The 25943-nt window shown below is 60.4% G+C and carries 26 protein-coding genes, 1 tRNA gene, 1 other RNA gene and 1 pseudogene; 16 read left to right on the forward strand and 13 right to left on the reverse strand.

Annotation, left to right across the window (positions count from 1 at the left end):
- Positions 1 to 15: 15 nt before the first annotated feature.
- A complete protein-coding gene (locus tag ACPYOJ_RS07175; RefSeq protein WP_481415631.1) occupies positions 16 to 1296 on the reverse strand; it encodes a 4-aminobutyrate--2-oxoglutarate transaminase in 1281 nt (426 codons plus the stop codon).
- Positions 1297 to 1496: 200 nt separating this feature from the next.
- On the opposite strand from ACPYOJ_RS07175, the gene ACPYOJ_RS07180 reads away from it, so the two are divergent.
- The 3 genes from ACPYOJ_RS07180 (at position 1497) to ACPYOJ_RS07190 (ending at position 4807) form a co-directional block, all read left to right on the forward strand.
- Positions 1497 to 2306 (forward strand): MerR family transcriptional regulator, encoded by an 810-nt coding sequence (locus tag ACPYOJ_RS07180; protein WP_481415632.1) that lies wholly within the window; start codon positions 1497 to 1499, stop codon positions 2304 to 2306.
- Between the two features lie 85 nt (positions 2307 to 2391).
- A complete protein-coding gene (locus ACPYOJ_RS07185) occupies positions 2392 to 3018 on the forward strand; it encodes a ribonuclease D (RefSeq protein ID WP_481415633.1) in 627 nt (208 codons plus the stop codon).
- Positions 3019 to 3247: 229 nt separating this feature from the next.
- Positions 3248 to 4807 carry a hypothetical protein gene (locus ACPYOJ_RS07190; RefSeq protein ID WP_481415634.1) on the forward strand — a complete coding sequence of 520 codons (1560 nt, stop codon included), beginning with the start codon at positions 3248 to 3250 and terminating at the stop codon, positions 4805 to 4807.
- A 74-nt stretch (positions 4808 to 4881) separates the two neighbouring features.
- Here ACPYOJ_RS07190 and rpsA read toward each other — a convergent pair whose 3' ends face one another.
- The 4 genes from rpsA to aroA all read right to left on the reverse strand — a co-directional run bounded on the left by rpsA (position 4882) and on the right by aroA (position 9394).
- The gene (rpsA, locus tag ACPYOJ_RS07195; protein WP_168827831.1) at positions 4882 to 6582 is read right to left on the reverse strand and encodes a 30S ribosomal protein S1; all 1701 of its coding nucleotides are present in this window, start codon (positions 6580 to 6582) and stop codon (positions 4882 to 4884) included.
- Positions 6583 to 6751: 169 nt separating this feature from the next.
- Positions 6752 to 7396 carry a (d)CMP kinase gene (gene cmk / locus ACPYOJ_RS07200; protein WP_481415635.1) on the reverse strand — a complete coding sequence of 215 codons (645 nt, stop codon included), beginning with the start codon at positions 7394 to 7396 and terminating at the stop codon, positions 6752 to 6754.
- Entirely contained in the window at positions 7393 to 8037 is a 645-nt protein-coding gene (locus tag ACPYOJ_RS07205) for an FMN-binding negative transcriptional regulator (protein ID WP_481415636.1), read from the reverse strand. Before ACPYOJ_RS07205 ends, cmk begins: the two co-directional genes overlap by 4 nt.
- A 4-nt stretch (positions 8038 to 8041) precedes the next feature.
- On the reverse strand, positions 8042 to 9394 hold the full coding sequence (gene aroA / locus ACPYOJ_RS07210) for a 3-phosphoshikimate 1-carboxyvinyltransferase (RefSeq protein WP_481415637.1): 1353 nt from the start codon (positions 9392 to 9394) through the stop codon (positions 8042 to 8044).
- A 274-nt stretch (positions 9395 to 9668) separates the two neighbouring features.
- Between aroA and ACPYOJ_RS07215 the strand changes: the two genes are divergently transcribed.
- From ACPYOJ_RS07215 to ACPYOJ_RS07240, 6 genes are all read left to right on the forward strand, one after another.
- Positions 9669 to 10052 (forward strand): TIGR02300 family protein, encoded by a 384-nt coding sequence (locus ACPYOJ_RS07215; RefSeq protein WP_168827835.1) that lies wholly within the window; start codon positions 9669 to 9671, stop codon positions 10050 to 10052.
- Between the two features lie 147 nt (positions 10053 to 10199).
- Positions 10200 to 10275, forward strand: a tRNA-Ala gene (locus ACPYOJ_RS07220).
- A 233-nt stretch (positions 10276 to 10508) separates the two neighbouring features.
- Positions 10509 to 11519 (forward strand): COG3904 family protein, encoded by a 1011-nt coding sequence (locus ACPYOJ_RS07225; RefSeq protein ID WP_481415638.1) that lies wholly within the window; start codon positions 10509 to 10511, stop codon positions 11517 to 11519.
- A 144-nt stretch (positions 11520 to 11663) separates the two neighbouring features.
- Entirely contained in the window at positions 11664 to 12788 is a 1125-nt protein-coding gene (recF, locus tag ACPYOJ_RS07230) for a DNA replication/repair protein RecF (RefSeq protein WP_481415639.1), read from the forward strand.
- Positions 12785 to 13594 carry a molybdopterin-synthase adenylyltransferase MoeB gene (locus ACPYOJ_RS07235; protein WP_481415640.1) on the forward strand — a complete coding sequence of 270 codons (810 nt, stop codon included), beginning with the start codon at positions 12785 to 12787 and terminating at the stop codon, positions 13592 to 13594. Before recF ends, ACPYOJ_RS07235 begins: the two co-directional genes overlap by 4 nt.
- A 10-nt stretch (positions 13595 to 13604) precedes the next feature.
- Positions 13605 to 14081 carry a GNAT family N-acetyltransferase gene (locus tag ACPYOJ_RS07240; RefSeq protein ID WP_481415641.1) on the forward strand — a complete coding sequence of 159 codons (477 nt, stop codon included), beginning with the start codon at positions 13605 to 13607 and terminating at the stop codon, positions 14079 to 14081.
- On the opposite strand, the gene ACPYOJ_RS07245 is transcribed toward ACPYOJ_RS07240, so the two are convergent.
- Positions 14067 to 15068, reverse strand: coding sequence for a 2-hydroxyacid dehydrogenase (locus ACPYOJ_RS07245; RefSeq protein ID WP_481415642.1), 1002 nt, complete (start codon positions 15066 to 15068; stop codon positions 14067 to 14069). The two genes, ACPYOJ_RS07240 and ACPYOJ_RS07245, sit on opposite strands and share 15 nt — an antisense overlap.
- A gap of 183 nt (positions 15069 to 15251) precedes the next feature.
- Here ACPYOJ_RS07245 and ACPYOJ_RS07250 point away from each other — a divergent pair, with 183 nt between their 5' ends.
- Positions 15252 to 15791 carry an SH3 domain-containing protein gene (locus ACPYOJ_RS07250; RefSeq protein WP_481415643.1) on the forward strand — a complete coding sequence of 180 codons (540 nt, stop codon included), beginning with the start codon at positions 15252 to 15254 and terminating at the stop codon, positions 15789 to 15791.
- Here the strand turns inward: ACPYOJ_RS07250 and ACPYOJ_RS07255 are convergent.
- Positions 15784 to 16776 carry an adenosine kinase gene (locus ACPYOJ_RS07255; protein ID WP_481415644.1) on the reverse strand — a complete coding sequence of 331 codons (993 nt, stop codon included), beginning with the start codon at positions 16774 to 16776 and terminating at the stop codon, positions 15784 to 15786. The two genes, ACPYOJ_RS07250 and ACPYOJ_RS07255, sit on opposite strands and share 8 nt — an antisense overlap.
- Before the next feature lie 422 nt (positions 16777 to 17198).
- Between ACPYOJ_RS07255 and ACPYOJ_RS07260 the strand changes: the two genes are divergently transcribed.
- The gene (locus ACPYOJ_RS07260) at positions 17199 to 18146 is read left to right on the forward strand and encodes an AEC family transporter (RefSeq protein ID WP_481415692.1); all 948 of its coding nucleotides are present in this window, start codon (positions 17199 to 17201) and stop codon (positions 18144 to 18146) included.
- Positions 18147 to 18207: 61 nt separating this feature from the next.
- Here ACPYOJ_RS07260 and ACPYOJ_RS07265 read toward each other — a convergent pair whose 3' ends face one another.
- The gene (locus ACPYOJ_RS07265; RefSeq protein ID WP_481415645.1) at positions 18208 to 18783 is read right to left on the reverse strand and encodes a c-type cytochrome; all 576 of its coding nucleotides are present in this window, start codon (positions 18781 to 18783) and stop codon (positions 18208 to 18210) included.
- Positions 18784 to 18937: 154 nt separating this feature from the next.
- Between ACPYOJ_RS07265 and ACPYOJ_RS07270 the strand changes: the two genes are divergently transcribed.
- Both ACPYOJ_RS07270 and ACPYOJ_RS07275 read left to right on the forward strand, forming a co-directional pair.
- The gene (locus ACPYOJ_RS07270; protein WP_481415646.1) at positions 18938 to 19693 is read left to right on the forward strand and encodes a 3-deoxy-manno-octulosonate cytidylyltransferase; all 756 of its coding nucleotides are present in this window, start codon (positions 18938 to 18940) and stop codon (positions 19691 to 19693) included.
- A gap of 10 nt (positions 19694 to 19703) precedes the next feature.
- Positions 19704 to 20564 (forward strand): prephenate dehydratase, encoded by an 861-nt coding sequence (locus ACPYOJ_RS07275; RefSeq protein ID WP_168827845.1) that lies wholly within the window; start codon positions 19704 to 19706, stop codon positions 20562 to 20564.
- A 39-nt stretch (positions 20565 to 20603) separates the two neighbouring features.
- Here ACPYOJ_RS07275 and ACPYOJ_RS07280 read toward each other — a convergent pair whose 3' ends face one another.
- From ACPYOJ_RS07280 to ACPYOJ_RS07300, 5 genes and pseudogenes are all read right to left on the reverse strand, one after another.
- The gene (locus ACPYOJ_RS07280; protein ID WP_481415647.1) at positions 20604 to 20972 is read right to left on the reverse strand and encodes a VOC family protein; all 369 of its coding nucleotides are present in this window, start codon (positions 20970 to 20972) and stop codon (positions 20604 to 20606) included.
- A gap of 109 nt (positions 20973 to 21081) precedes the next feature.
- Positions 21082 to 21327, reverse strand: a complete 246-nt coding sequence (locus ACPYOJ_RS07285; protein WP_481415648.1) for a hypothetical protein — start codon at positions 21325 to 21327, stop codon at positions 21082 to 21084.
- A 68-nt stretch (positions 21328 to 21395) separates the two neighbouring features.
- Positions 21396 to 22084: pseudogene (locus tag ACPYOJ_RS07290) on the reverse strand (helix-turn-helix transcriptional regulator).
- 9 nt (positions 22085 to 22093) lie between these two features.
- Positions 22094 to 23053 (reverse strand): NAD(+) diphosphatase, encoded by a 960-nt coding sequence (gene nudC / locus ACPYOJ_RS07295; RefSeq protein ID WP_481415649.1) that lies wholly within the window; start codon positions 23051 to 23053, stop codon positions 22094 to 22096.
- Entirely contained in the window at positions 23050 to 23460 is a 411-nt protein-coding gene (locus tag ACPYOJ_RS07300) for an HIT domain-containing protein (RefSeq protein ID WP_481415650.1), read from the reverse strand. The genes nudC and ACPYOJ_RS07300 overlap by 4 nt, the downstream gene beginning before the upstream one ends.
- A gap of 89 nt (positions 23461 to 23549) precedes the next feature.
- Here ACPYOJ_RS07300 and ffs point away from each other — a divergent pair.
- The 3 genes from ffs (at position 23550) to ACPYOJ_RS07315 (ending at position 25913) form a co-directional block, all read left to right on the forward strand.
- An RNA gene (gene ffs / locus ACPYOJ_RS07305) (signal recognition particle sRNA small type) lies at positions 23550 to 23646 on the forward strand.
- 46 nt (positions 23647 to 23692) lie between these two features.
- Positions 23693 to 25570, forward strand: a complete 1878-nt coding sequence (locus ACPYOJ_RS07310) for a DNA polymerase III subunit gamma/tau (RefSeq protein WP_481415651.1) — start codon at positions 23693 to 23695, stop codon at positions 25568 to 25570.
- A gap of 19 nt (positions 25571 to 25589) precedes the next feature.
- Positions 25590 to 25913 (forward strand): YbaB/EbfC family nucleoid-associated protein, encoded by a 324-nt coding sequence (locus ACPYOJ_RS07315; RefSeq protein WP_168827850.1) that lies wholly within the window; start codon positions 25590 to 25592, stop codon positions 25911 to 25913.
- Positions 25914 to 25943: the final 30 nt, after the last annotated feature.

Genomic DNA, 25943 nt, shown 5'->3' on the forward strand with positions numbered 1-25943 from the left:
TACTCCGAAGGGCGGTTACTTGCCCGCACTTGCTTCAAGGATTGAGGCTTCGAGGATATCGAGCGCTTCGCCGAAGATATCGTCCTGAATGGTAATCGGGGCAAGGAAGCGGATGACGTTTCCGTGCACGCCGCAGGTCAAAAGAATGAGACCTTTCTCCAGCGCGATCAGGCGAACCTTGTTGGCAAACTCGGCGCTTGGCAGCTTGGTGGTCTTGTCATTGAACTCGACGGCGTTCATGAAACCCGGACCGCGGATGTCGGCGATCTCGGCCGCCTTGTCGCGCAGCGATTCCAGCCGCTGCTTCAGGCGGCCGCCGAGCTGATTGGCGCGATTGCAGAGATCCTCGTCCTTGATCACGTCGAGGACGGCATGGGCAGCGGCGATGCCAAGCGGGTTGCCGCCATAGGTGCCGCCGAGGCCGCCCGGTCCCGGGGCATCCATGATTTCCGCCCGGCCGGTGACTGCAGCCAGCGGGAAACCGCCGGCGAGGCTCTTCGCCATGGTTATCAGGTCGGGTGCGACCTCATGATGATCCATCGCAAACATCTTGCCGGTGCGAGCAAAGCCCGTCTGCACCTCGTCAGCAATTAAGAGAATGCCGTGCCGGTCGCAAAGCTCGCGAAGCGCTTTCATGAAGGCCGTTGGAGCCGGATAGAAGCCGCCTTCGCCCTGGACCGGCTCGATGATGATTGCGGCAACGCGCTGCGGATCGACGTCCGCTGCAAACAGCTTGTTCAGCGCCGCGAGCGGTTGTTCGGCGGTGACGCCATGCAGTTCGACAGGGAAGGGCACATGGAAAACGTCGCCTGGCATTGCGCCGAAGCCGACCTTATAGGGCACGACCTTGCCTGTCAGCGCCATGCCCATAAATGTGCGGCCGTGGAAGCCGCCGCCAAAGGCGATGACGGCCGAGCGGCCGGTCGCAGCGCGCGCGATCTTCACGGCGTTTTCGACGGCCTCGGCTCCCGTCGTCACGAAGATCGTCTTCTTGGCGAAGTCCCCGGGCGTCAGCTGGTTCAGGCGTTCTGCGAGATGCACATAGCTTTCGTAGGGCACGACCTGATGGCAGGTGTGGGTGAAGCGATCCAGCTGCTCCTTGACCGCTGCGATCACGCGTGGATGGCGGTGACCCGTATTGAGCACCGCGATGCCGGCAGCGAAATCAATATAGCGCCGCCCCTCCTTGTCCCAGATCTCGGAATTTTCCGCGCGGTCAGCATAGATCTGCGTGGTCATGCCGACGCCGCGGGAAATCGCAGCGTTCTTCCGGTCTGTAAGGGTGATCGCGTTCATCGTTGCGCTCCTGCGCTCAAAGAGGTGAAATTACCTTGCATAAGTTCTGCAAGATATGTACAAAATTCCTACATTTTTCCTGCAAGAAATCAAGCGGCGTTTACTGCTTCAAACATCAAGGTTTTTGATGGATGCTCGCACCGAAAGATTCTGATAGCGAGCATGTTTGAAACCATAGGCAATCAGGGGTTTGATGCTTGATGAACGACAACGGCCCGGTACGCTATAAGGTGGCCGAAGTGGCAAGGCTGGCAGGCGTTTCCGCCTCCACTGTCCGCCTCTGGGAAAGCCAGGGACTGCTCGTTCCGGAACGCTCCGAAACGGGCCACCGGCAATATAGTGCAGACGACGTCGCCCGGCTGAAGCGGATATCGTGGTATCGCCTCGAGCGCGGCCTCAATCCGGCTGCGATCCGTGAGGCGCTGGAAAATGAGGAGCCGTCGGCCGAAGGCGTGGAGAACGGCGCCGTTTCCGATCTCGGCCGCAGGCTGCGCAGGCTTCGCCATGCCGCGGGAAAGACGCTCGAACAGGTCGCCGGCGATATCGGCGTCACGTCTTCCACGCTCTCGACCCTGGAGCGTACCTCTCAGGGCGTCAGCTTCAAGACCCTGCACGACCTCGCAGAATACTACGGCACAACGGTCTCGCGCCTTTCGGGTGAGGAGAGCGAACAGGGTGCTGAGATTGTCCGTTCCGGCGAATGGCGCACCTGGCCGCAGACCACGCCGGGCGTGACGGTGCAGCTGCTGGCCGAAGGCCGAAGGATGATGGATTGCCACCGGTTTGTGCTGGCACCGGGTGCCGCCAGCGAAGGCGCCTACAGGCACGAAGGAGAGGAGTTCATGCATGTCCTTTCCGGCCGCCTCGAACTCGTTCTCGATTCCGACCAGTTCTTCGATCTCGGTCCCGGCGACTCGCTCTATTTCGAGAGCCGCCGCTATCACTCCTGGCGCAATCGCCACGATGGCGAAACAGTGCTTCTGTGGATCAACACTCCGCCGACATTCTGACGCCGGCAGGGCCGAAAACCGGGTATCGCGCCGCCTGCCTTTGCGCTATAGCGCCACAAGAGACATTGAAACGATAGAGATACTCATGGCCGCCACCATCCGATACCACGAAGGCGATATTTCTGCGGAGGATGCCGCCCGCTACACCGGCGCAATCGCGATCGATACCGAGACGCTTGGCCTTGTGCCCCGCCGCGATCGGCTCTGCGTCGTGCAGCTCTCGTCGGGCGACGGCACGGCCGATGTCATCCGTATCGCCGCCGGCCAGAAGGAAGCACCAAACCTCGTCGCCTTGCTTGCCGATCCAACCCGCCAGAAGATCTTCCACTACGGCCGTTTCGATATCGCCGTGCTCTTCCACACCTTCGGCGTGACGACGGCGCCGGTCTTCTGCACCAAGATCGCCTCCCGTCTGTCACGCACCTATACGGACCGCCACGGTCTGAAGGACAATCTGAAGGAGATGCTCGACGTCGACGTCTCCAAGGCGCAGCAGTCCTCTGATTGGGCAGCGGCAACGCTTTCGCCGGCACAGCTCGAATATGCCGCCTCCGATGTGCTCTACCTGCACGCCCTGCGCGACAAGCTGACCGAGCGGCTGATCCGCGACGGCCGCATCGATCATGCAAACGCCTGCTTCGAATTCCTACCGACTCGCGCGAAGCTCGACCTGCTCGGCTGGGAAGAAGCGGATATCTTCGCCCACAGCTGACCTCTTCAGAACCAAAGACTTTCCTGCAGCGGCCGGACGGGACATCCCTCCGGCCGTTAGCATTTCATTAATGGCCCTTCGATAGGATTTTCATCAATCTTTATGCATTCGGCGGCGCCATGATGCGTCATGCGGACCCGGAGGTTTGCAGACGAATGCGAGGGGCCGGATGAGCGCGGCCCTCTTGTGATCTGCTTCCATCGTCACTTTGCGAAAGAAGGAGCATGCCATGCTGACTCCGGTTCGTGCAGCGTCAAATGTAAGCTTTTCCTCCAACGGTCAGACAGCCGCGCTCGCGACAAGCGGTTGGGAGCGATCAGTCGTCGTGCCGGTCCAGGCTGTCGAGGCCTCCAACCTGAATTCGGCAATTGCCGGCAAGCTCAATCTGCTGCTGATTGCCGCCAAGCAACAAATGTTCGAGGCCCTTCTCGAGGCGATTGAGGCTGCCTCGCGCGCCCTGCCGCTGCCGCGCGAGAGTGACGAAACGGATCTGGTCTTTGCCTCGCGTCTCGCGGATGCGATCCAGAAGTTGCCGCCTGCGAAAATCAACGAGATCGAACGCCAGCTGGCTGCGCAGGGCCAGAACCTGCCGCTGCGCCTCATTGCTGAGGCGTTGAAAAATCCGGCAGGACCGGAAGCTGCTCGCATCATCGCCTATCTGGAAACCCTCCCATACAAAGACCGCGATCTCGCCGCGCGTGCTGTCGTATACTCCTATCGCCAGAACGATGCTTCGCCGCTTCCCGGTGAGCAGCGCCCGAAAATACGTCTCCAAGGGGAAAGCCCGCCCGCCGCTTCATCGAGGGGGCAGTCGGTGACGGCCGCGACCTCGTATCCGGCCGGGCTCAGTCCGGTACGGCAGTCTGCCCAACTGGAGAAACAACCCGTCGAAAACATCGATGCCGTCCTCGATGAGCCCGATACTGCGGAGAGTACAGAGGTCAGACCACAGATCGAGGAAAAATCGCTGCCGGAAGAGCCGAAGGCAATTGTCGGAGAAAGGCTGGAGGCCGCCGGCGAAGAGCCTGTCACGGCGGAGAGCCCAATGGCGGACGAGTTGCCAATCGACGATCTCAAAGAGCAGCCCGTACCGGACGAGCCGGCCACGACCGTTCGAGAAGCGCAGGCAGGACCGCTTGGGTCGAAGGAATTTGCGAAACCCGATTCCGTCATTCCGAAAGCCTGGAGCGGCATACTCGCATCAATGACGGAGAAGGTCTCAGAACTGGTCGTTGCTATCATCGGAGAGCACAACGCCAGCGTTCTCTCGGAAGATCTCGCGACTGAGCACGCACCTACCGCCCTTGCGCTCGAAGAGGCCGCTGCGAAGGAGATGTCCGCTTTGCCGGCTGAAGCCGCTCAAGCGAGAGATGCGCAGCAGGTGGAAGCGGTTGTACGCCCCGCCGGCGCCGACGCTGCCACTCTGGCGCGCGAGCCGAAGGAGGTCGCGGCGCAGCCTGCGCTTGCGCCAGCCGAGCTCACCGAAGCGGCCCAGAAGGCCGGTCTCGTAAAACCCGCCGAGGGCTTCGCCTACGCGCAGCACCCTTACCACTTCGCCAAGCATTCAAGCGAACGCAAGGACGGCGAAATGCATCGCCGGGATCATGAAGGAAGCGGTTCTCAGAACCAGCACGCGCCGTCAGGCGAGCAGCACCAGGATGCCGAAGCAGACGAAGCTGGCCCTGAGGGCGTCTTACCGGACTTGCCTGAGCTGGAGGCTGCGCCGGCAGCGGGCACCGTCGCCGATCCAATTTACGCGCTCTACCAGCGCATGGCTGGCTGGGAATAATCGAAAAGCATTCGATCAAATAAAGAACCCGCCGGATCGCTCCGGCGGGTTCTTTGTCTCAAAGGCTAGAGCGATTACTCGCCGCGGTTCTTCAGAGCCGCGCCGAGGATGTCGCCGAGCGAAGCGCCGCTGTCGGACGAACCGAACTGAGCAACGGCTTCCTTCTCTTCTGCGATTTCCAGCGCCTTGATGGACAGCATGATCTTGCGGTCCTTCTTGGAGAAGTTGGTGACGCGGGCGTCAACAACCTGGCCGACCGAGAAGCGTTCCGGACGCTGCTCGTCGCGATCGCGCGAGAGGTCTGCACGGCGGATGAACGAGGTGATGTCTTCGTGCTCGACGAGCTTCACTTCGATGCCGCCATCGTTGACTGCGATGACTTCGCAGGAAACGACTGCATTCTTGCGCAGGTCGCCGGAAGCAGCTGCTTCGCCGACAGCGTCCTTGCCGAGCTGCTTGATGCCGAGCGAGATGCGCTCCTTTTCGACGTCAACATCGAGAACGACAGCCTTGACGACGTCACCCTTGTTGAACTCTTCGATGACCTGTTCGCCCGGACGGTTCCAGTCGAGGTCGGAGAGGTGCACCATGCCGTCAACGTCGCCGTCGAGACCGATGAACAGGCCGAATTCGGTCTTGTTCTTGACTTCGCCTTCGACTTCAGTGCCGGCCGGATGGTTGCGGGCGAATGCTGCCCACGGATTTTCCAGCGTCTGCTTCAGGCCGAGCGAAATGCGGCGCTTGGACGGATCGACTTCGAGAACGACGACTTCGACTTCCTGGCTCGTGGACAGGATCTTGCCGGGATGTACGTTCTTCTTGGTCCAGGACATTTCCGAGATGTGGATCAGGCCTTCGATGCCCGGCTCCAGCTCGACGAACGCACCGTAGTCGGTGATGTTCGTGACGGTACCGGAGATCTTCTTGCCTTCCGGATACTTGGCCTGGATGCCATCCCACGGATCCGACTCGAGCTGCTTCATGCCGAGCGAGATGCGGTGGGTTTCCTGGTTGATGCGGATGATCTGAACCTTGACCTGCTGGCCGATGTTCAGGATCTCAGACGGATGGTTCACACGGCGCCATGCCATGTCGGTGACGTGCAGCAGGCCGTCGATGCCGCCGAGATCAACGAACGCACCGTAGTCGGTGATGTTCTTGACGACGCCGTCAACAACCTGGCCTTCTTCGAGGTTCTGAACGATTTCAGAACGCTGCTCGGCACGGGATTCTTCCAGAACCGTACGGCGCGAAACCACGATGTTGCCGCGGCGCTTGTCCATCTTGAGGATTTCGAAGGGCTGCGGGTTGTGCATCAGCGGGGATACGTCGCGGATCGGACGGATGTCGACCTGAGAACGCGGCAGGAAGGCGATCGCACCGTCGAGATCGACCGTGAAGCCGCCCTTGACCTGGTTGAAGATCACGCCTTCGACGCGCTCGCCAGCTTCGAACTTGGCTTCGAGCTTGATCCAGCTTTCTTCGCGGCGAGCCTTCTCGCGCGACAGAACAGCTTCGCCAAGTGCGTTTTCGATGCGCTCGACGTAAACTTCGACTTCGTCGCCGACCTTCAGCGAACCGTCCTTGGCACGTGCGCCGAATTCCTTGAGCGCGATGCGGCCTTCGACCTTCAGGCCGACGTCAACAACGGCGACATCCTTTTCGATGCCGGTGACGATGCCCTTGGTGACATAGCCTTCAGCCAGATCGTTCTTGGCAAAGGACTCTTCGAGAAGGGCCGCGAAATCCTCGCGAGAGGGAGTAGCTACTGACATAAAATCTCCTGCGTGGCCTTCGATAGCTGCAAGGCCCACGTATGCGCCGGTTGGTTCGTGTTGAACGGGCCTGAACCCAGTCCGCCTCCCTGTCAGGAAGCAATCCGGCGCTTGGACGGAATTTCAGGCTTTTCAGAAGCGCCCCGCAAAGGCGGGAAAGCACTCGAATTCAGTTGTTTCGGCTCAAGGCCGCATCGATGATCGACTTTGCGGCTTGAAACGCGGCCTCTATACTCATTTCCGACGTATCAAGCAAGTGCGCGTCATCAGCTGGTTTCAAGGGGCTGTCGGCCCGTCCCATGTCGCGTTCGTCGCGTCGCTTCACATCCTCGAAAATCGCGTCGAAATCGGCAGTTCCTCCCTTGCCGATGATCTCGTCATAGCGGCGCTTTGCGCGCACCTCCGGAGAGGCCGTCACATAGAGCTTTACGGGTGCACCGGGGCAGACGACGGTGCCGATATCGCGCCCGTCGAGCACCGTGCCCGGCGCCCTTTCCGAAAACCGCCGCTGCGCCTCGACCAGCGCCCGGCGCACGGCCGGCATGACGGCAATCTTCGAGGCGGCTTCGCCGATCTCGTGGCTCGAAAGTATATCACGATTGAGCCCGCTGAGTTCAATCTTGTGGGCCATCTTTTCCGCGACCTGCTCGTCATCGAGCGCCAGCCCCGCATCGAGCAAGGCCTTTGCCGTAGCGCGATAGGTCAGCCCCGTATCCAGATGGTGGAACCGGTATTCATCGGCGATCCGGCGCGATAGCGTGCCCTTGCCTGCTGCTGCCGGCCCGTCGATGGCGATCGTAAATGTCTTGCTCAATGATTACCTTCCAGCCCGCCGTAGCGCTTTACCAGATCCACCATCTCCGCCTGGCCTTCCACCTCGTTCAAACCGGATGCCACCCCTTCGCGGTCTGCGACTGGCCGGTTCTGGCTGACCTTCCATTTGCCCTCGATCGCCGCGATCTCGATCTCGACGCCGATGATGCCTTTCAGCTGCGCCCGGACAAAATCCTCCGGCGCATCGTGGACGGCCCATGGTTCTTCGCGATTGCCTTCCTGCTGGCCGGTGATGGCGTTGATCTGCCGCAGCAGCCACTCGGCATTGTCGATAACTCGTGCTGGACCGCGCACCTGCACAATTGCGTAGTTCCACGTCGGCACGACTTTGCCGGTTTCCTGTTTGGTCCGGTACCAGGAAGGCGTCACGTAGGAATTTGCGCCCTGGAAAACGGCAAGCACCGGCGCACCGTCCTGAATATCACGCCACTGCCCATTCGCTTTGGCAAGGTGCAGCCGCAGCGTACCCTTCTCGGATGCATTCGCATCAAGGTGGAAAGGCACCGGATTGGCCATCAACCCCGAACCTCCTGCCGTGATCAGCAAACCGAGTGGATGGGCCTGGATCAGTTCATGCTGGACGCCAAGATCGTCTTCGCGAAAATGCGGCGGCTGGTACATGACTTTACTCCTGCTCGATCTTCGCGCCGAGACCTGCCATCAGGTCCATGAATTCCGGAAAACTGGTGGCGATCATCGTTGCGTCGTCAACGGTCACAGCATGCTCCGAAGCAAGCCCCATGACCAGGAAGCTCATGGCGATACGGTGATCGAGATGAGTCTTTACCCGGCCGCCGGATGCGTTGCCGAGCGCCTTGCCACCGGGCTTGCCGCGCACGACAAGGAAGTCCCGGCCTTCGTCGCAGTCAGCGCCATTCAGTTTCAGTCCGTCGGCGACGGCCGAAAGACGGTCGGATTCCTTGACGCGCAGCTCGTCCAGCCCCTTCATGACCGTCGCACCTTCTGCAAAGCAGGCGGCAACGGCGAGGACCGGATATTCGTCGATCATGGACGGAGCACGCTCTTCCGGCACGGTAACACCCTTGAGTTCGGAGGCGCGGACGCGCAGATCGGCGACGTCCTCGCCACCTGCAAGCCGCGCATTCAGCACTTCGATATTGGCGCCCATTTCCCGCAACGTCAGGATCAGCCCGGTGCGTGTCGGGTTCATCAGCACATTGAGAATGGTAATGTCGGAGCCTGGGACAATCAGTGCCGCCACGAGCGGGAAGGCTGTCGAGGACGGATCGCCCGGCACGTCGATGACCTGGCCCGTCAGTTTTCCGCGGCCTTCGAGCCGGATCGTTCGAACGCCTGCATGGTCGGTCTCGACGGAAAGCTCGGCGCCGAAGCGCTGCAGCATTTTCTCCGTGTGATCGCGCGTCATCACCGGTTCGATGACGGTCGTGATGCCTGGCGTATTGAGACCGGCGAGCAGCACGGCCGACTTCACCTGCGCGGATGCCATCGGCACGCGGTAAATTAATGGGCTTGGCGTTCCCGGCCCGTGCAGCGTCACCGGCAGCTTGTCGCCACCGGTGGATTTCACCTGCACGCCCATTTCACGCAGCGGATCGAGCACACGGCCCATCGGCCGCTCGGAAAGCGAAGCGTCGCCGATGAAGGTGCTTTCGAAATCATAGACGCCGACGAGGCCCATCGTCAGGCGGCAGCCGGTCCCGGCATTGCCGAAATCGAGCGGCGTCTCCGGAGCAAGCAGTGCCCCGTTGCCGGCACCGCGGATGATCCATTCATCGCCATCTTTGCGAACTGTGGCGCCCATCGCCTGCATCGCCCTGCCGGTATGGATGACGTCTTCACCTTCCAGAAGGCCGGTGATGCGCGTCTTGCCGGACGCAAGGCCTCCAAGCATGAAGGCGCGGTGCGAAATCGACTTGTCGCCCGGAATGCGGACCGTGCCCCTCAGGGCGGCGGATTTTCTCGCGGTGGCGGGTTTCGGCGCGGATCCATGCGACACGGAAAAATCCCTTGCAGAAGCGGCACAAATTCCCGCAAAATGCCTGGCCCTGCGTCAGTTCCCGGCTGGTTTTACGGCTTTGCCGGCTGGTTAACACAAAGTCGAAAGCCGGTCATCCTCCGGGCTTTGAAAAAGGCGGGCGCTGCTGCCATAAAGTTTGGCTTTGACATGGGGAGCATCAGCGATTATGGGGACCGGCTTATAAATTCCGATAGAAACGCCGGTTTGAACGGCATTTGCCGAATTTTGATTCGGCTATCTCACGAGGCTTATAGTGGCGAAAGCGGAACTTGGAACCAAGCGTACCGATCCGGAAACCGGCAAGAAGTTCTACGACTTGAACCGGGACCCGATCGTTTCTCCTTATACCGGCAAGTCCTACCCGTTGTCCTTCTTCCAGGAAACCTCGGCGGCTGCGGCTGCAGAGGCGACCGAAGAAGACGACGTGCAGGAAGTCGATACCGAGAACACAGAAGTCGAACTCGTATCGCTCGAGGATGCCGATGAAGGTGCAGCCGGCGACGATATCCCGGATATGGGCGACGACGACGTCGAAATCGAAGGCGATGACGACGACACCTTCCTCGAAGCCGAGGAAGACGAAGACGACGACATGAGCGACATCATCGGCGTCACCGGCGACGAAGACGAAGTCTGATCGAACGAACGTCGGCCCGGATGATAAAAAATCTCCGGGCCGGTTTTTTAGGCTTGCTATCTGCGAAAACCGCAAGTAAGAAGCCGCCACTCCGCCGGGCAACGCCGGGGAGTATCCCAGGACCGGCAAATACCGGACCACCCTGATGGGGCTATAGCTCAGCTGGGAGAGCGCTTGCATGGCATGCAAGAGGTCAGCGGTTCGATCCCGCTTAGCTCCACCAAGTTCTCCCCATTTATATGATTTCCGGTAGGTTTCGTAGAGCAACGACATGCTCTTTCTGGACCTACATTTTGGAGTTGGCGGCAGAGGTGTCGGGTGAACTCTTGAAATGCCATTTCCTCTTGATTCGCCTTATGATTGCTCCCCTAGTTACATGTTAACCCAGCTCTAAAAGTGAGTCTGAAATCTGTCTATGCGTACGCGACAGATATGAGGCGGATAAGGCAAAATCGAATGCAATTCGAGTACACTGAGCCTCAAACCGAAGCCGAGATATTATTTGGCGGCTTCTTCCATATCAACTTGATCGGTAGGATCGAGGAAGGTGACGATACGAAATTCGAGAAGTTTGTTGAGCGTTCCGCGCCGCCGCCTCGAACGAATGTCTACATTAACTCGACCGGCGGGCACGTAGAGGCCGCGATCAGGATCGGCAGGCTGATCCGTGATGCTTGGTTTTCTACGCTGGTTGGGTCTTACGTACTTGATAGCCAAAGCGCCGACGAGCTGATTATCCCTCGCAGGTTCATTCCTGGCAAATGTCTGAGTGCTGCCACTTTGATTTTTCTCGGTGGGCGACTTCGTCATTTCGACACCGGGTCGGAGTTCGGTGTCCATCAATTCTTCTTTAAAAACCCCACGCTTCACACTATCGACAAGTCGCAGAGACTATCCGCGGCAATCGCCCGATACATTGAGGACATGGGCATCCCGGCGGCCTTTCTGGAGCAGTCTGCTCTGACGCCAGGACACGACCTCTCGCTGCTCGCCGAAGAGCAGCTACGTGATTTGAGGGTGATTACGGGTGGAGAGACCGAAGCTAAGTGGGGCGTAGAAGTACATCAGGGCGTAATGTGGGTCAGAGGAGAACGAGACTCCCTATACGGGCATGGAAAGGTGATTCTCTGCTACTCCAATTCCGATAGGTTTGCATTCGTCGCGATGGTAGAAGCGATGGGTCGAGAGCACGAGCTTCTGAATTTCGGGCTGATCGAAATTGTCGTCAACGGTGAAGGAATTCGAATTGACATCTCAGACAGGTGCCTAAGGGCGCCTGCAGGCATCTACATAATGTTCATGGCTAAGCTCTCAGACGACGAGGCACGGATGCTTGCCTATGCAGAGAGTTTCGGAATTCACGTTCGAGCTAGCTCTGAGGCTGGAATTTTCCTTGGAATTGCTGCCATTTCCACGGATGGTGGTCAAGAAAAGCTTAATGGACTTTTTAGTCTGGCTGCCAGGTAGCTAACCGGCTTTGACGCGATCTAACCGGACTCGATTAAATCGGGTCCCTCTACCGTCGGAGGGGATCGTTGATCCCCCACTACAGCCTTGCCATCCACCCGGCTTCGGCATAGCTCTGCCCCGAACCACGAATCCGGATATTTGATGCCCCACAAGGTTTCCCTTTCGCGCCTGAAGCTGACCGACTTCCGCAATTATGCGACGGCGTCGCTGGCGCTCGACGGGCGGCATGTGGTGCTGACGGGGGATAATGGTGCCGGCAAGACCAATCTGATGGAGGCGGTCTCTTTCCTCTCGCCCGGACGGGGCCTGCGCCGCGCCACCTATTCCGATGTCACCCGCGTCGGCGCTCCGGCGGGGTTTTCGATCTTCGCCGAACTCGAGGGCATGGAGGGCCACGTCGAAATCGGGACCGGCGCCGATACCAGCGACGAGAACACCGGCCGCAGGCTGCGCATCAACGGCACGCCGGCAAAGACGGCCGACGAGCTGACGGACCATCTGCGTGTTCTCTGGCTGACGCCTGCCATGGATGGGCTTTTCACCGGTGGTTCTTCCGATCGCCGCCGCTTTCTCGACCGCCTGGTGCTATCGCTCGATCCGGCCCATGGCCGCCGCGCCAGCGATTTCGAGCGGGCGATGCGCAGCCGCAACAAGCTGCTGGACGAGGGCCGGTTCGATCCCTCCTGGCTGTCAGGCATCGAAGAGCAGATGGCAAGTCTCGGCATCGCCATGGCGCTGGCACGCCAGGAAATGCTCGGCCTGCTTGCCCGTCTCATTGAGGAAACGCGCGAAACCTCGCCTTTCCCCTCCGCCTCGCTCGAGCTCTCCGGGTTCATGGACGGCCAGCTCACGCGTCCTTCCGTCGATCTCGAAGACGAATATGCCGCAATGCTTGCCGAAAGCCGCTATCGCGACGCGGCTGCCGGTCGCACGCTCGATGGTCCGCACCGGGCCGATCTGCTCGTCCGCCACCGCGAGAAGCAGATGGAGGCGGAGCGCTGCTCGACCGGCGAGCAGAAGGCGCTGCTTGTCGGCCTGATCCTCGCCCATGCCAGGCTCGTTGCCAATCTCACAAGTCACGCACCGATCCTGCTTCTCGACGAAATCGCCGCGCATCTCGACGAGGGCCGGCGTGCCGCCCTCTTCGATCTCATCGATGCGCTTGGCGGCCAGGCCTTCATGACCGGAACCGATCGGTCGATGTTTGCCGTCCTCGGCGCGCGCGCGCAGTTTTTTACCGTGGCCGATGGCCGCGTCTTCGAATGACGGATGCGGCTTTCCCCACGCCTTCCGGCCATGCTAGCATCACCCGCATGGAACCTTTGAGCCCCGAAGAAATCGCAAGATATCAGCGTCATATCCTCCTGCCGGAGATCGGCGGGGCGGGCCAGCAAAAGCTGAAGGCAGCCCGTGTTCTGGTGATTGGAGCGGGCGGTCTCGGGGCGCCGGTCTTGCAGTATCTGGCAGCCGCGGGGGTCGGCACGCTCGGCATCGCCGACGACGATCGCGTATCGCTTTCCAATCTGCAGCGGCAGGTTATTCATGATTCCGGCACCATCGGCGAACTGAAGACGGAGAGCGCGGCCTTGGCCATCGCCCGGCTGAACCCGCATGTGAATGTCATCCGCTTCGCGGAGCGCTTTTCGACGGAGTGGGCCTTCCGCCATCTTTCCGGCTTTGATCTGTTGATCGACGGATCGGACAATTTCGAGACGCGCTACACGGCGGCCGATGCTGCCGAAAAAGCGGAAATCCCATTGGTGAGCGGCGCCGTCGGCCGTTTCGACGGTTCGCTGACGGTGCTGAAGCCCTACGAACGAAGCGAGGACGGGACGCTCAATCCCACCTACCGCGACCTCTTTCCGGAAATGCCGCCGGAGGGCCTCATTCCCGCCTGCGCCGAAACCGGCATCATCGGCGCTCTCACGGGGGTCATCGGCACGCTGATGGCGATGGAGGCGATCAAGCTTGTGACCGGCACCGGCGAGCCGCTGGTCGGCCGCCTGCTGCTCTACGATGCGCTTGCCGCCCGTTTCGATACTGTCCGCTACAAGCGACGCCGCCCAAGATAGAACCAGCCGCATGAAGATCATCCGGATCGATGCGAGTTTCGGCCGCTGGGGCGAGCTGCTGCAGCTGATCCTCTCGTCTTTCGCCTATATGAACGACCGCATCGATCCGCCGTCTTCCGCGCTCGGTCTGACGCCGCAATCGCTGGCCGAAAAGGCTGCCAACGAAATCGGCTATCTGGCGCTGGAAGGGGAAGATCTGCTTGGCTGCATGTTCCTGAAACAGGAGCCGGAATGCCTCTACATCGGCAAACTCGCCGTTGCCCCGGAGGCTCAGGGCGGGGGTGTCGGAAGGCAGCTGCTTCAAATCGCCGAAAGTGTTGCGAAAGAGCGTGGACTGCCTGCCATGCGGCTCGATACGCGCATCGAATTGACCGAAAACCACGCAGTGTTCGCTGGCTGGGGTTTTGCCAGGACGGCCGAGAAATCCCATCCAGGCTTCGACCGCGTTACCTATATCGAAATGCGCAAGGCTCTAACGGCCGGGTAGCACGCGATTCGGCGGCCGATGGCCGTCGATGAAGGTCCGGATATTGATGATCACCTTGTCGCCCATGTCGATCCGGCCTTCGATCGTCGCCGAACTCATGTGCGGGAGCAGCACCACCTTGCCCTCGTTCGCAAGCTTGACGAGCTTCGGATTGACCGCAGGTTCGTTCTCGAAAACGTCGAGTCCCGCGCCGGCGATCAGTCCCTCCCTCAGGCACTTGATCAGGGCGGCTTCATCCACGACGTCGCCGCGCGCCGTGTTGACGATGTAGGCGGTCGGCTGCAGCAGCGCGAGGCGGCGCGCGGAAATCAGATGGAACGTCGCCGGCGTCGAGGGGCAATTGATGGAAACGATATCGACGCGCGCCAGCATCTGGTCGAGGCTTTCCCAATAGGTCGCCTCCAGCTCCTCCTCGGTTGCCGGATTCACGCGCTTGCGGTTGTGATAGTGGATCGACAGGCCGAAAGCTTTGGCGCGGCGCGCCACTGCCGTGCCTATCCTGCCCATGCCGACAATGCCGATTCGCTTGCCGTGGATACGCCGACCGAGCATCCAGGTGGGTGACCACCCGGCCCATTCGCCCGGTTTGTCGGTAAGAACCCGCGCACCTTCACCGAGACGCCGCGGCACCGCGAGGATGAGCGCCATGGTCATGTCGGCTGTATCTTCGGTCAGCACGTTCGGCGTATTGGTAACCGTGATGCCCCTTCGGGCCGCGGCCTCGACATCGATATGGTCCGTACCGTTCGAAAAGCTTGCGATAAGCTTCATCTGTGGTCCGGCTTGCTCGATGAGGGCCGCATCGATGCGATCCGTCACGGTTGGCACCAGAACGTCGGCGGTCCTGACAGCCTCGATGAGCTGCGGAACCGAACGCGGCGAATCGTCGATGTTGAGCTCGGCGTCGAAGAGTTCCCGCATCCGGGTCTCCACCGCATCGGGCAGTTTCCGGGTGATATAGACCTTCGGTTTTTTCTTCGATGTCATCGCGGCCGGCCACGTTTGTTCAGAGGTCTTTAACCAAGACGGGGATATTTTTGGTCTCGGGCAATTTCTATCAGACCCGTACGCGAAGACAAATAAAAGTCGCGTATGGCGCTAGACGAATGTCGAAGTCCGGCGGTGAGCAGGCTGGACCTGCTCGCGAATTCGATTGAACGGAACTCTCCAATGCGTGGAAACTCTCTGAAGGTCTGCCTCGTTTTTGCGGTTGGTCTGATGCTTGCGGCAGGTACCGTCGAATCTGCCTGGGCCCAAGCGGCAAAGGGCCCGAGCGGTCTGCCGCTTCCGCGTTTCGTCACGCTGAAGTCGAAGCGCGTCAATCTCCGGATCGGCCCCGGCACGGATTACGCCGCCTCCTGGATGTATCTGAAGGCCGGGCTGCCGGTCGAAATCATCCAGGAATACGATAACTGGCGGCGCATCCGCGACGCGGACGGCACGGAAGGCTGGGTGAACCAGTCCCTGCTATCCGGGAAGCGTGCAGCAATCGCCGCTCCGTGGATGAAGGGCAAGGGTAAATCCGTTTACGTCAATGTGCGGCGGGAGCCGCAGGCCTCGGCGACAATCGTCGCCAAGCTGGAGCCGGGCGTGACGATCAATATCGGCGAATGCAACGGCGACTGGTGCCATGCCGATACCGACGGCGTCGAAGGCTGGGTAGCGCAGTCGGAAATCTGGGGCGCCTATCCAGGCGAAGCCTTCAAATAAGCTGCGCTTCACGGGCCGCTTCGGCAAGCGACTTCATGGGACGCGGCCCGATCTGCTGGATGACGATCCCGGCAGCAAGGCAGCCGAGCTTGCCGCAATCTTCCAGCGTCCGCGCCTGCGTGTAGCCGTAAAGGAAACCGGAGGCGAAGAGATCGCCAGCGCCCGTGGTATCGACCACTTCCTCGATCCGGATCGCATCGACGTACCAGCGCTCGTTGCCCTTCAGGATAACGGCGCCGTCTTCGCTCATCGTGACGGCTGCGATCTTGCAATCCTTGGCGATCTTGTTGAGCCCTTCCTCGAAATCCTCGGTCTCGTAGAGCGCGAGCAGTTCCTGGCGGTTGGCGAAAACGATGTCGACCGTGCCGGAGCGCATGAGGTCGAGGAATTCCGCACGGTAGCGATCGACGCAGAAGCTGTCGGAAAGCGTCATGGACACTTCGCGCCCATTCTCATGGGCGATGCGGGCGCATTCGCGAATCGCTTCCTTGGCTCGCGGCGGATCCCAGAGGTATCCTTCGAAATAGGTTACCTTGGCTTGAGCTACGACGTCGGGTTCGACGTCTTCCGGACCGAGCTCGACGCAGGCGCCGAGATAGGTGTTCATCGACCGCTCGCCGTCATCGGTGACGAAAATCATGGAGCGCGCGGTCGGCGGGAATGTGTCCTTCGCCTTCGTCTGGTAGTGCACCCCCTGTGCCCTGATGTCGTGCGCGAAAATCGCGCCGAGCTGGTCCTCGGCGACCTTGCCGAAATAGGCGGCCTTGCCGCCTAGGCTCGCAACGCCCGATGCGGTATTGCCGGCGCTGCCGCCGGACGCTTCAAGGGCAGGTCCCATGCGCGAATAGAGAAGTTCGGCGCGTTCGGCGTCGATGAGGTTCATCGCTGCCTTGGTGATACCGTTGTCAATGAGGAACTGGTCGTCGCAGCGCGCGATGATATCCACGATGGCGTTGCCGACAGTCAGAACATCGAATTTGGTCATGAAAGGAATAGGTCCGGGTTGAATGATCGCCGGGGGTTGGTCTTACCCGAATTTCCGGTCATTGGAAGAAAAAACGAGGCTGGTCCCTCTATTTGTTCGCAAAAATGCCGCCAGGGAGTCACGCGGCTGTCACCTTGAGCTTTTAAATATTGTTCGCAAGCAGACCGGCATGAACAGTTTTCGCGTTGCAGCCGGATGAGAAGGGAATGATACCCTTCGACACTGCACCGGAGCGGGCTGACCACGGATGAACTGGCAGACCCGGAAACCGGGTGTCCGGCGACGCCGGATGCGGAAAAGCGGGCGATGCCCGCTTTTTTCGTTCCATCGCCCGGTTTGTAGGCGCCTCTCTTTGCCGTTGCATTGTCAACGAAGAAGTTTTGCTGGTAGAGCAGGGTATCCCGCGCAAGGCCTTTCCCCGCATGATAGCCATCTTCTTCGACGTTCTCCCCATCTTCGTCATGATCCTTATCGGCTGGCTGGTCGTGCAAGCCGGATTGATGAAGGCGGATGTCGGGGATGCGCTGAGCGACTTTGTTTTCAAGATTGCCGTTCCGCTGCTTCTCTTTCGTACGATCGCCGAAGCAGATTTTCACGGCGCTTCGCCGTTTCGCCTCTGGATCGCGTATTTTTCCGGCGTTGCGATTACCTGGACCGCCGGCCACATCGCCGCGACTCGCCTTTTCGGCCGTGACGAGCGCATCGGTGTGCTTGCCGGCGTCTCTTCGGCTTTCGCCAATACGATTTTCGTTGGCCTGCCGCTCGTTCAGCGCACCGTCGGAGACGAAGGACTCGTGCCGCTTTCCATCCTGATTGCCGTGCATCTGCCAGTCATGATGATTATCGGCACAATCATGATGGAGCGGGCGGAGCGGAAGATTTCGGGCAAAGCCGAGCGGAGCATTGGAAGGCTGCTGGGTCAGATCGGACTCAACCTCATCCGAAATCCACTGGTGATCGGCCTTGCGGCGGGCTCAGCGATGCACGTTGCGGGTCTTCACATGCCGCCGCCCGTGAAATCCATCGTCGATCAGCTGGCGGGAGCCGCAGGGCCGGTGGCTCTGGTATCGCTGGGGATGGCGCTTCAGAAATACGGCGTTTCCGGCAATCTCGGCATCGCCAGCATGACCTCTGCCTTCAAGCTGCTGCTGCTTCCATGCTGCGTCTGGACCGCAAGTCATCTGGTCGGACTGACTGGCCAGTGGACAGCCGCGCTGGTGCTGATTTCGTCCGTTCCTACCGGCGTCAATGCCTGGCTGATCGCCAATCGCTTCGGCGTTGGTCACAGCCTTGCGGCTTCAACGATTACGGTCACAACAGCGCTTGGCGCCATTTCAGTTTCCATCTGGGCCTATCTGCTCGGCGCCTGATCGCAAAAGAAAAAGCCCGGCGTTGGCCGGGCCTCAACTTTCATCGGAAACCGGTGCAGGATCACTGTGTAACAGTGTCCGGGGCGTTCGGGTCGGGCAGCGCGACCGGCGAATCGGCCAGCGTGTGCAGGTAGAGGATGACGTTGGCGCGATCCTGTTCCTTCGGCAGGCCCGCAAAACCCATCGCAGTGCCCGGAACCTGCTTCTTCGGTGCCAGCAGGAAATGGTTCAAATGATCGAAGGTCCACTTTTCGCTGCCGCCCTTGGAGAAATCCTTCATAGCGGAGGAGTAGGAAAAGCCCTCATGCGAGGCGATCGGACGATCGACAACACCATAGAGGTTTGGTCCGACTTTGTTCGGACCGCCCTTGGTCGCGTCATGACAGGCCTGACACTTCTTGAATATCGTTTCGCCGGCCTTGGCATCGGCGGTTGCAAGAAGCTTGGCGATCGGCTCCATCGCTGCAGGCGCAGCTTCACCACCGCCGGCGGCGGGCGCCTCCGCGGCAACAATAGCAAAACCCTCTTTCTCCGGTGCTTCGGAGTGGAAGATTCCTTCGGACGCGATCGACACCGACATCAGTACGAAAATTGTACCGAGCAGCGCACCAACGGCCATATTGACATTAGACTTCATCTGCAATGCTCCCCCGCAATTGGCAGACCCTGAAAAGGCACCATCTTGAAATCGCGGGGAACCTATGTCTTTTGGCTGTTCCTTGCAACAGTCTAAATGGTCTTGTACGTGAGACTTTTTGTCATTTCCCGCTTGGAATAGAAAGGCCCGAACGGTGACCGGTTCAATTTTAGATGGCGTGCTGATTCTGATCCCCGCTCGCATGGCGTCCACGCGCCTTCCAGGCAAGCCGCTCGCCGATATTTGCGGACTGCCGATGATCGTTCAGGTGGCCTTGCGGGCCAAGGAAGCGGAGATCGGGCGAGTCGTCGTGGCGGTCGATGACGAGCAGGTTTTCGAAGCTGTTTCGAAAGCCGGCTTCCAGGTCATCATGACCAGCCGGGATCATCAATCCGGTTCCGATCGAATCTTCGAAGCGTTGAACAAGGTTGATCCGGAAGGCAGCGTGAGGGTCGTCGTCAATGTTCAGGGCGACCTGCCGACGATCGATCCCGAAACAATCCGCGCTGCGTTGCGGCCGCTTGAAAACGAGGCCGTCGATATCGCGACGCTCACGGTCGAGATCACCGACGAGGAAGAGAAGACCAATCCCAACGTCGTCAAGGTCGTTGGCTCGCCGCTCTCCGACAGCCGCCTGCGGGGCCTCTATTTTACCCGCGCGACGGCACCGTATGGCAACGGCCCCCTCTATCACCATATTGGCCTTTACGCGTATCGCCGGGCAGCGCTCAAGCGCTTCGTTTCACTCGGCCCCTCGGTTCTCGAAAGGCGCGAATCGCTGGAGCAGCTCCGTGCGCTTGAAGCCGGCATGCGCATCGACGTGGAGATCGTCGACACCGTGCCGCTTGGGGTCGATACACCGGCTGATCTCGAAAAGGCTCGCCGTATCCTTTCGGCAAAGAAGGCGTGAGGACATCGCTATGAACATCCAGACCAATCGAATTGCTTTTCAGGGCGAGTTCGGCGCGAATTCCGACATGGCCTCCCGTGACATGTTCCCGACCATGGAGCCGCTGCCCTGTCAGACCTTCGAGGATGCGTTCACGGCGGTCGACAATGGCGAGGCCGACATTGGGATGATCCCGATCGAAAACACGATCGCTGGCCGCGTCGCCGATATCCATCATCTTCTGCCCGAGTCCCGGCTTCACATCATCGGCGAATACTTCATGCCGATCCGTTTCCAGCTGATGGTGTTGCCCGGCGTTTCGAAGGACGAAATCCGCACCGTTCACAGCCACATCCATGCGCTCGGCCAGTGCCGCAGAATCGTGCGCGCGCATGGCTGGAAGCCGGTGATTGCAGGAGACACGGCAGGGGCTGCGAAGCTCGTCAAGGAAACCGGTGACCGGACGATGGCGGCCCTTGCACCGCGCCTTGCCGCCGAGCTTTATGGCCTCGATATCGTTGCCGAAAATGTGGAGGACGCGGAGAGCAACGTCACCCGTTTCGTCATCCTCTCTCGTGACGAAGAATGGGCAAGCCGTACTTCCGAGGAAGAAAAGATCGTCACCACGTTCGTCTTTAACGTCCGCAACATCCCGGCCGCGCTTTACAAGGCGCTTGGCGGGTTTGCCACCAATGGCATCAACATGACCAAGCTTGAAAGCTACCAGCTCGGCGGCAAGTTCGTTGCAACGCAGTTCTACGCCGATATCGAAGGTCATCCGAACGACGCCAATGTGCGCCGGGCTCTGGAGGAATTGCGGTTCTTCTCCGAGAACGTCCGCATTCTCGGGGTCTACCACGGTCACCCGATGCGCGGGCAATTGCACAAATAACAAAAAAGGGGCGCCGCTGGCGCCCCTTTTTCTTTCCGCTCATTTGTCCGGCTCGCAGACGCGCAGCCGATGGCCATCCGGATCGAGAGCGACAAAGGTCGGGCCGAAATCCATGTCGGTCAGCTCCTGGGCAATAGGCAGGCCGCGCTTTCGCCAATCCTCGTAGTAGCTGGCAACGGCATTCTCCCCCGGCACCATGAAGGCGACTTCGCCCCGATTGCCGATGGCAGAAGGCTGCGGTTCGACCGTGCTGCGCCGCCACAGGCCAAGCGTGAAGCCGCCATCGAGCGGAAACGCGACAAAATTCGGTGCCGCGACGCCGGGTTCGCGGCCGAGCAGGTTCTTGTAGAAGACGGCGCTTTCAGCCGGATCCTTGACGTAGAGAATAACAAGATTGGGGCTGGACATATTGCTGTTCCTTTTTGGTATGAAATCGTGCCCCACAGTGCCGAAGCCTGCTGCCGATCTATGGCAGCAGGCTTCGGCGCCCGGGAGGTTGAACTCGCGGGATTGGCGTTTAAGGGGCCAATTGAATTGAATCGTCCTCGTGGTGCGGGGGGCTCCAGTCCATGAACCCTAGATCGCGCTTCATGTAGTCGGACATCGCATCGAGATCGAGCCAAGGATAGCGGCTTCGCACCATGTTGCGGGATGCGTTCAGCATCATTCGCAGCATCGGGGATTGCGGGTATCGCGCATGCGTGGATGTGTTCTCGACAGGTCGATTCACGCATGCCGATCGGGTGAGGTTCAGACTCGTCATTATCGGTTCTCCTGCTTGGATTAGAACCGATAATAACGCCGCCTACTGACAGTTTATGGCAGTAGGATTCAAGGTTCGGCGGGAACGTTCTGCTGTTCGCTCCACTCCTTGAGAAGAACGGCACGCCGGCGCGGATAACGCGTGTCGTCTGGGAGGATTTCGATGATTCGGTCGGTGCGGAAGTGGCGGTAATCCTGCCTGAGCTCACACCAGGCGACCATCACCCGGACTTGCTCGAAAAAGCTGATCGCGAAGGGCCAGACGCGGCGGAGGTGACCGCACCGCTTTCATCCGTATAGGTCAATTTGAGGATACGCTCGGCCCGGATTGCCTTGCGGATGACGCCGAGATCGGCCTTGTCCTCGAAACGCGGACGGAAATTGACGAGAAGGGTCGAGGTTTCGATCTCGTCGCGCATCTCGCGCGGCAAGACATCCGCAATCTTGGCCAGAGCATCGGTGCCTGCCGCAGCAAGGCGAGGATCTGCGGCGCGCGCGACCCAGCGGGATCCGAGGACCAGCGCTTCGATCTCATCCTGCGAAAACATCATCGGCGGCAGCATGAAACCGGGCTTCAGGACATAGCCGACCCCTGCCTCGCCATCGATCAGCGCGCCCTGCGCCTGCAGGCTGGCAATATCGCGGTAGAGGGTGCGGATGCTGACGCCCGTTTCAGCCGCAAGGATGGCGCCGCTCACTGGACGGCGATAGCGCCGCAGTGTCTGAAGCAGTGCCAACAGGCGTTCCGAGCGCGCCATTGCATCAACCTATCGCTTCCATTCCACCCAGTCGCGCATCAGGCGGTGGGCAATGGCGCCCTTGGGTGGCGATGCCTGGCCATTGGCGCCGGGACGTTCCAGCATTTCGATCGTTTCTTCGCGCGTGAACCAGCGGCAGTCCTCGAGCTCCTGCTCATCGCGGTGGATGGTTCTGGACTTTGCCTCAGCAAAGCAGCCGATCATCAGCGAATGCGGCATGGGCCAGGGTTGCGACGCGTGATAGCGGACGCGGCCGACATGGATGCCGGACTCCTCCAGCGTTTCACGGCGGACCGCATTTTCGATTGTCTCGCCCGGCTCCACGAAGCCCGCGAGACAGGAATACATTCCCGGCGCAAAGTGCGGGCTGCGGCCAAGCAGGCAAAGGTCACGCTCCTCGTCGATGACAAGCATGATCGCGACCGGATCGGTGCGCGGAAAGATCATGTGCTCGCAGGCCGTGCACACGCGCTTGTAGCCGCCGATACGCATTTCCATCGCCGAGCCGCACCGGCCGCAGTAGCGGTTGTCGCAATTCCAGCGGATGAGGCTGGCGGCCTGCGCGAATTCGCCGAGCAGCACGTCATCGATGAGTTGGTCGCGATAAAGCGTCCGGCCGTCCGCAGGCTTGTAATGGCTTTTGAGATCCTCGGCCGGGGTACCGACGGGAACAGCAAGCCGCGGCTCGCCCGTCTTGCGGTAGCCGAGCAGGATCGTTTCGTCCCAATGCGGCTGCAGCTCTTGCAGCTCGTAGCGGGCGAAGAGCGGATCGAGCACCTGGCCGTCATGCTTCAGGACGAGCTTGTCCTTGGTGAAGGCGAAGATATGCGTGCCGTCTTTCGCCAGCGCCCTATCGACAGATTGCTCGTCGCGATGCTCGGAATCGCGGATCAGGTCGTTTGCGGCGAAAGCCGTCAAATTGCTGGGCTCCGGATGGGGCGCATCGGTATCGAAAAGTGAATGACTCATGATGAAAGGGCTTCCCGCAATGTCGCTATGAATTCATCCCGCTTGCTGTCGTCATAGGCTTCGGCTTTGCCGAAACCCCAGACCGGGCCTGGCCAGTTGGCGTCGCCTTCGAAGCGGGCGATGACATGAACATGAAGCTGACGGACGATATTGCCAAGCGCCCCGACGTTGATTTTTGTGGCACCGGTAACGTTCTTCAGTGCATTCGCCACCAGCTCGATCTCGAATGTCAGCAGCACCTGGTCGAGCGGCGTCAGTTCGAAGATTTCCGTGATGCCGGCGCGGCGGGGTACGAGGATCAGCCACGGCCAGCGGGCGTCCTTCGACAATCTCAGGTCGCACAGGCCTGTCGGCATGATACTTGTGCTGTCATTCTCGAGCCGCGGGTCAAGCACGAAATCAGTCAAAGGGCATTCCTCCATACTTTTCCTATGATTAGCAGTTTTTTTTTAGCTTGGCTTGCTTTTGATGGCGATATTGCCGATATGTGCATCCGGGAGGTTGGTGGTGGACGAGCCACTCGCCAACCGGGTCAGGTCCGGAAGGAAGCAGCCCTAACGAGCCAGGCACGGGTCATCGTGCCAGCCTCCCACCTTCTCTCTTCCACAATGCCCGGCGTTCCGGGCGGCAAGCAGGGCGATGAGCGACACCGAGCGACAGTCACAAGATGCCGCCTCGACGGGCACCGGATACCGGGTGCTGGCACGCAAATACCGCCCAAAGGATTTCACGGACCTCATGGTCGGCCAGGAGCCGATGGTCCGCACGCTCACCAACGCTTTCGAGACCGGCCGTATCGCGCAGGCCTATATGCTGACCGGCGTTCGCGGCGTCGGCAAGACGACGACGGCCCGTATTCTCGCGCGGGCGCTGAACTACAAGACGCCCGCGATCGACAAGCCGACGATCGACCTTCGCGTGCCGGGCGACCATTGCCAGGCGATCATGGAAGGCCGCCATGTCGACGTGATCGAGATGGACGCTGCCTCGCACACCGGCATCGACGATATCCGCGAAATCATCGAGCAGGTGCGCTACCGTCCGGTTTCGGCGCGCTACAAAGTTTATATCATCGACGAAGTGCACATGCTTTCGACACAGGCCTTCAACGGCCTGCTGAAGACGCTCGAGGAGCCGCCGGAGCATGTGAAGTTCATCTTCGCGACCACAGAAATCCGTAAAGTTCCGATCACCGTCCTTTCGCGCTGCCAGCGTTTCGATCTCCGCCGCATCAGCGCGTCTGATCTCGTCGGACTGTTCACGACAATTGCAGCGAAGGAAGGTATCGACGCCGAGCCGGATGCGCTGGCAATGATCGCACGCGCCGCCGAGGGTTCGGCACGCGACGGCCTTTCGCTGCTCGACCAGGCGATCGCCCATGGGAGCGGCGCGGTCCAGGCGGAGGCCGTGCGCGGCATGCTGGGCCTTGCCGACCGTGCGCGGATCGTCGATCTCTTTCAGCATGTCATCAAGGGCGACGTCGCAGCGGCGCTCGCCGAGTTCGAGGCGCAATATCAGGCAGGTGCAAATCCCGTCGTCGTCCTGACTGACCTTGCCGATTTCACCCACCTTGTCACCCGGCTCAAATACGTGCCGGACGCCGCAAACGATCCTTCGCTCAGTGAAGTCGAGCGCACCAAGGCTGCCGAGTTCGCGCAAGGCGTTGCGGTGACGACGCTGTCGCGCATCTGGCAGATGCTCTTGAAGGGGATTCCGGAAACGGAAAGCTCCTCGCGCACGGCCGGCGCCGCGGAAATGGTGTTGATCCGGCTGGCGCATGCCGCGCATCTGCCGGCCCCGGAAGATGCGGCCCGCAGGCTCGCCGAACTTTCCGACAACAGCAGCGGCGGCTCGCGTCCTTCGCCGGTGCTGTCTGGAAACGGTGGTGGCGGAACCCACGTACCCTATCAGTCATCTGTCACCGCGCGCGCGCCGGAGAACACGCCGCGTCCGCAGCCGTCCGGGCCGACGGCGACGCTGCGTGCCGTACCCAATCCCGATCCGCAGCCGCTGCAGGCAGGCCGGATCGAGATGAAACCGGCGGAAGCACCAAAGCCGCTCATTCCGGTCGATTCCATCGCCGATATCGTCAATCTCGCCGCCGAAAAGCGCGACGTGAAATTGAAGGCGCTGGTGCGCAATTTCGTGCGGCCGGTAAAGATCGAGGCGGGCCGGCTTGACGTGAACCTCACCGAGGGTGCGCCGCCAACGCTGCTCAATGAACTCGCTGTTAAGCTGAAGGAGTGGACCGGTATCCACTGGATCGTCAGCACCAGCCGCGAGGCCGGAGAGCCGACGATGGTGGAGGCCGAAGCCAAGGCCAAGGAACAGCAGGTTAGCGATGCGCGCCAGGATCCCGACGTCGCGGCGATCCTCGCCCACTTCCCGGGCGCCAAGATCATCGACGTGCGGGTGAGGGCGCCGACGCCGGAGGAGGAAGCTGAGGAGGCCAAGCCGCCTGCGGTCGCCGAATCCGAAGAAGGCGACATCCTGCCCGGCGACGACATAGAATTCTAGTTTCGAGAAGGAGAAGACGATGCGCGACATCATGGGCATGATGGGCAAAGTCAAGGAAATGCAGGCCAAGATGGAGCAGATGCAGGCGGAGATCGCCGAGCTCCAGGCCGAAGGCAAGGCGGGCGGCGGTCTCGTGACCCTCGTGATGAGCGGTAAAGGCGAGCTGAAGAGCCTGAAGATCGACCCGTCGCTGTTCAAGGAGGACGACGTCGAGATCCTCGAAGATCTGATTGTTGCCGCTCACAAGGATGCCAAGGACAAGGCGGAGGCCGCCGCTGCCGAAAAGACCAAGGCGCTGACCGCCGGCCTGCCGATCCCGCCCGGCTTCAAGATGCCGTTCTAAGTTTTCAGATCAAGTTCACGGGGGAGAGAG

It is taken from the genome of Rhizobium sp. SVR5-9E (assembly GCF_056755095.1).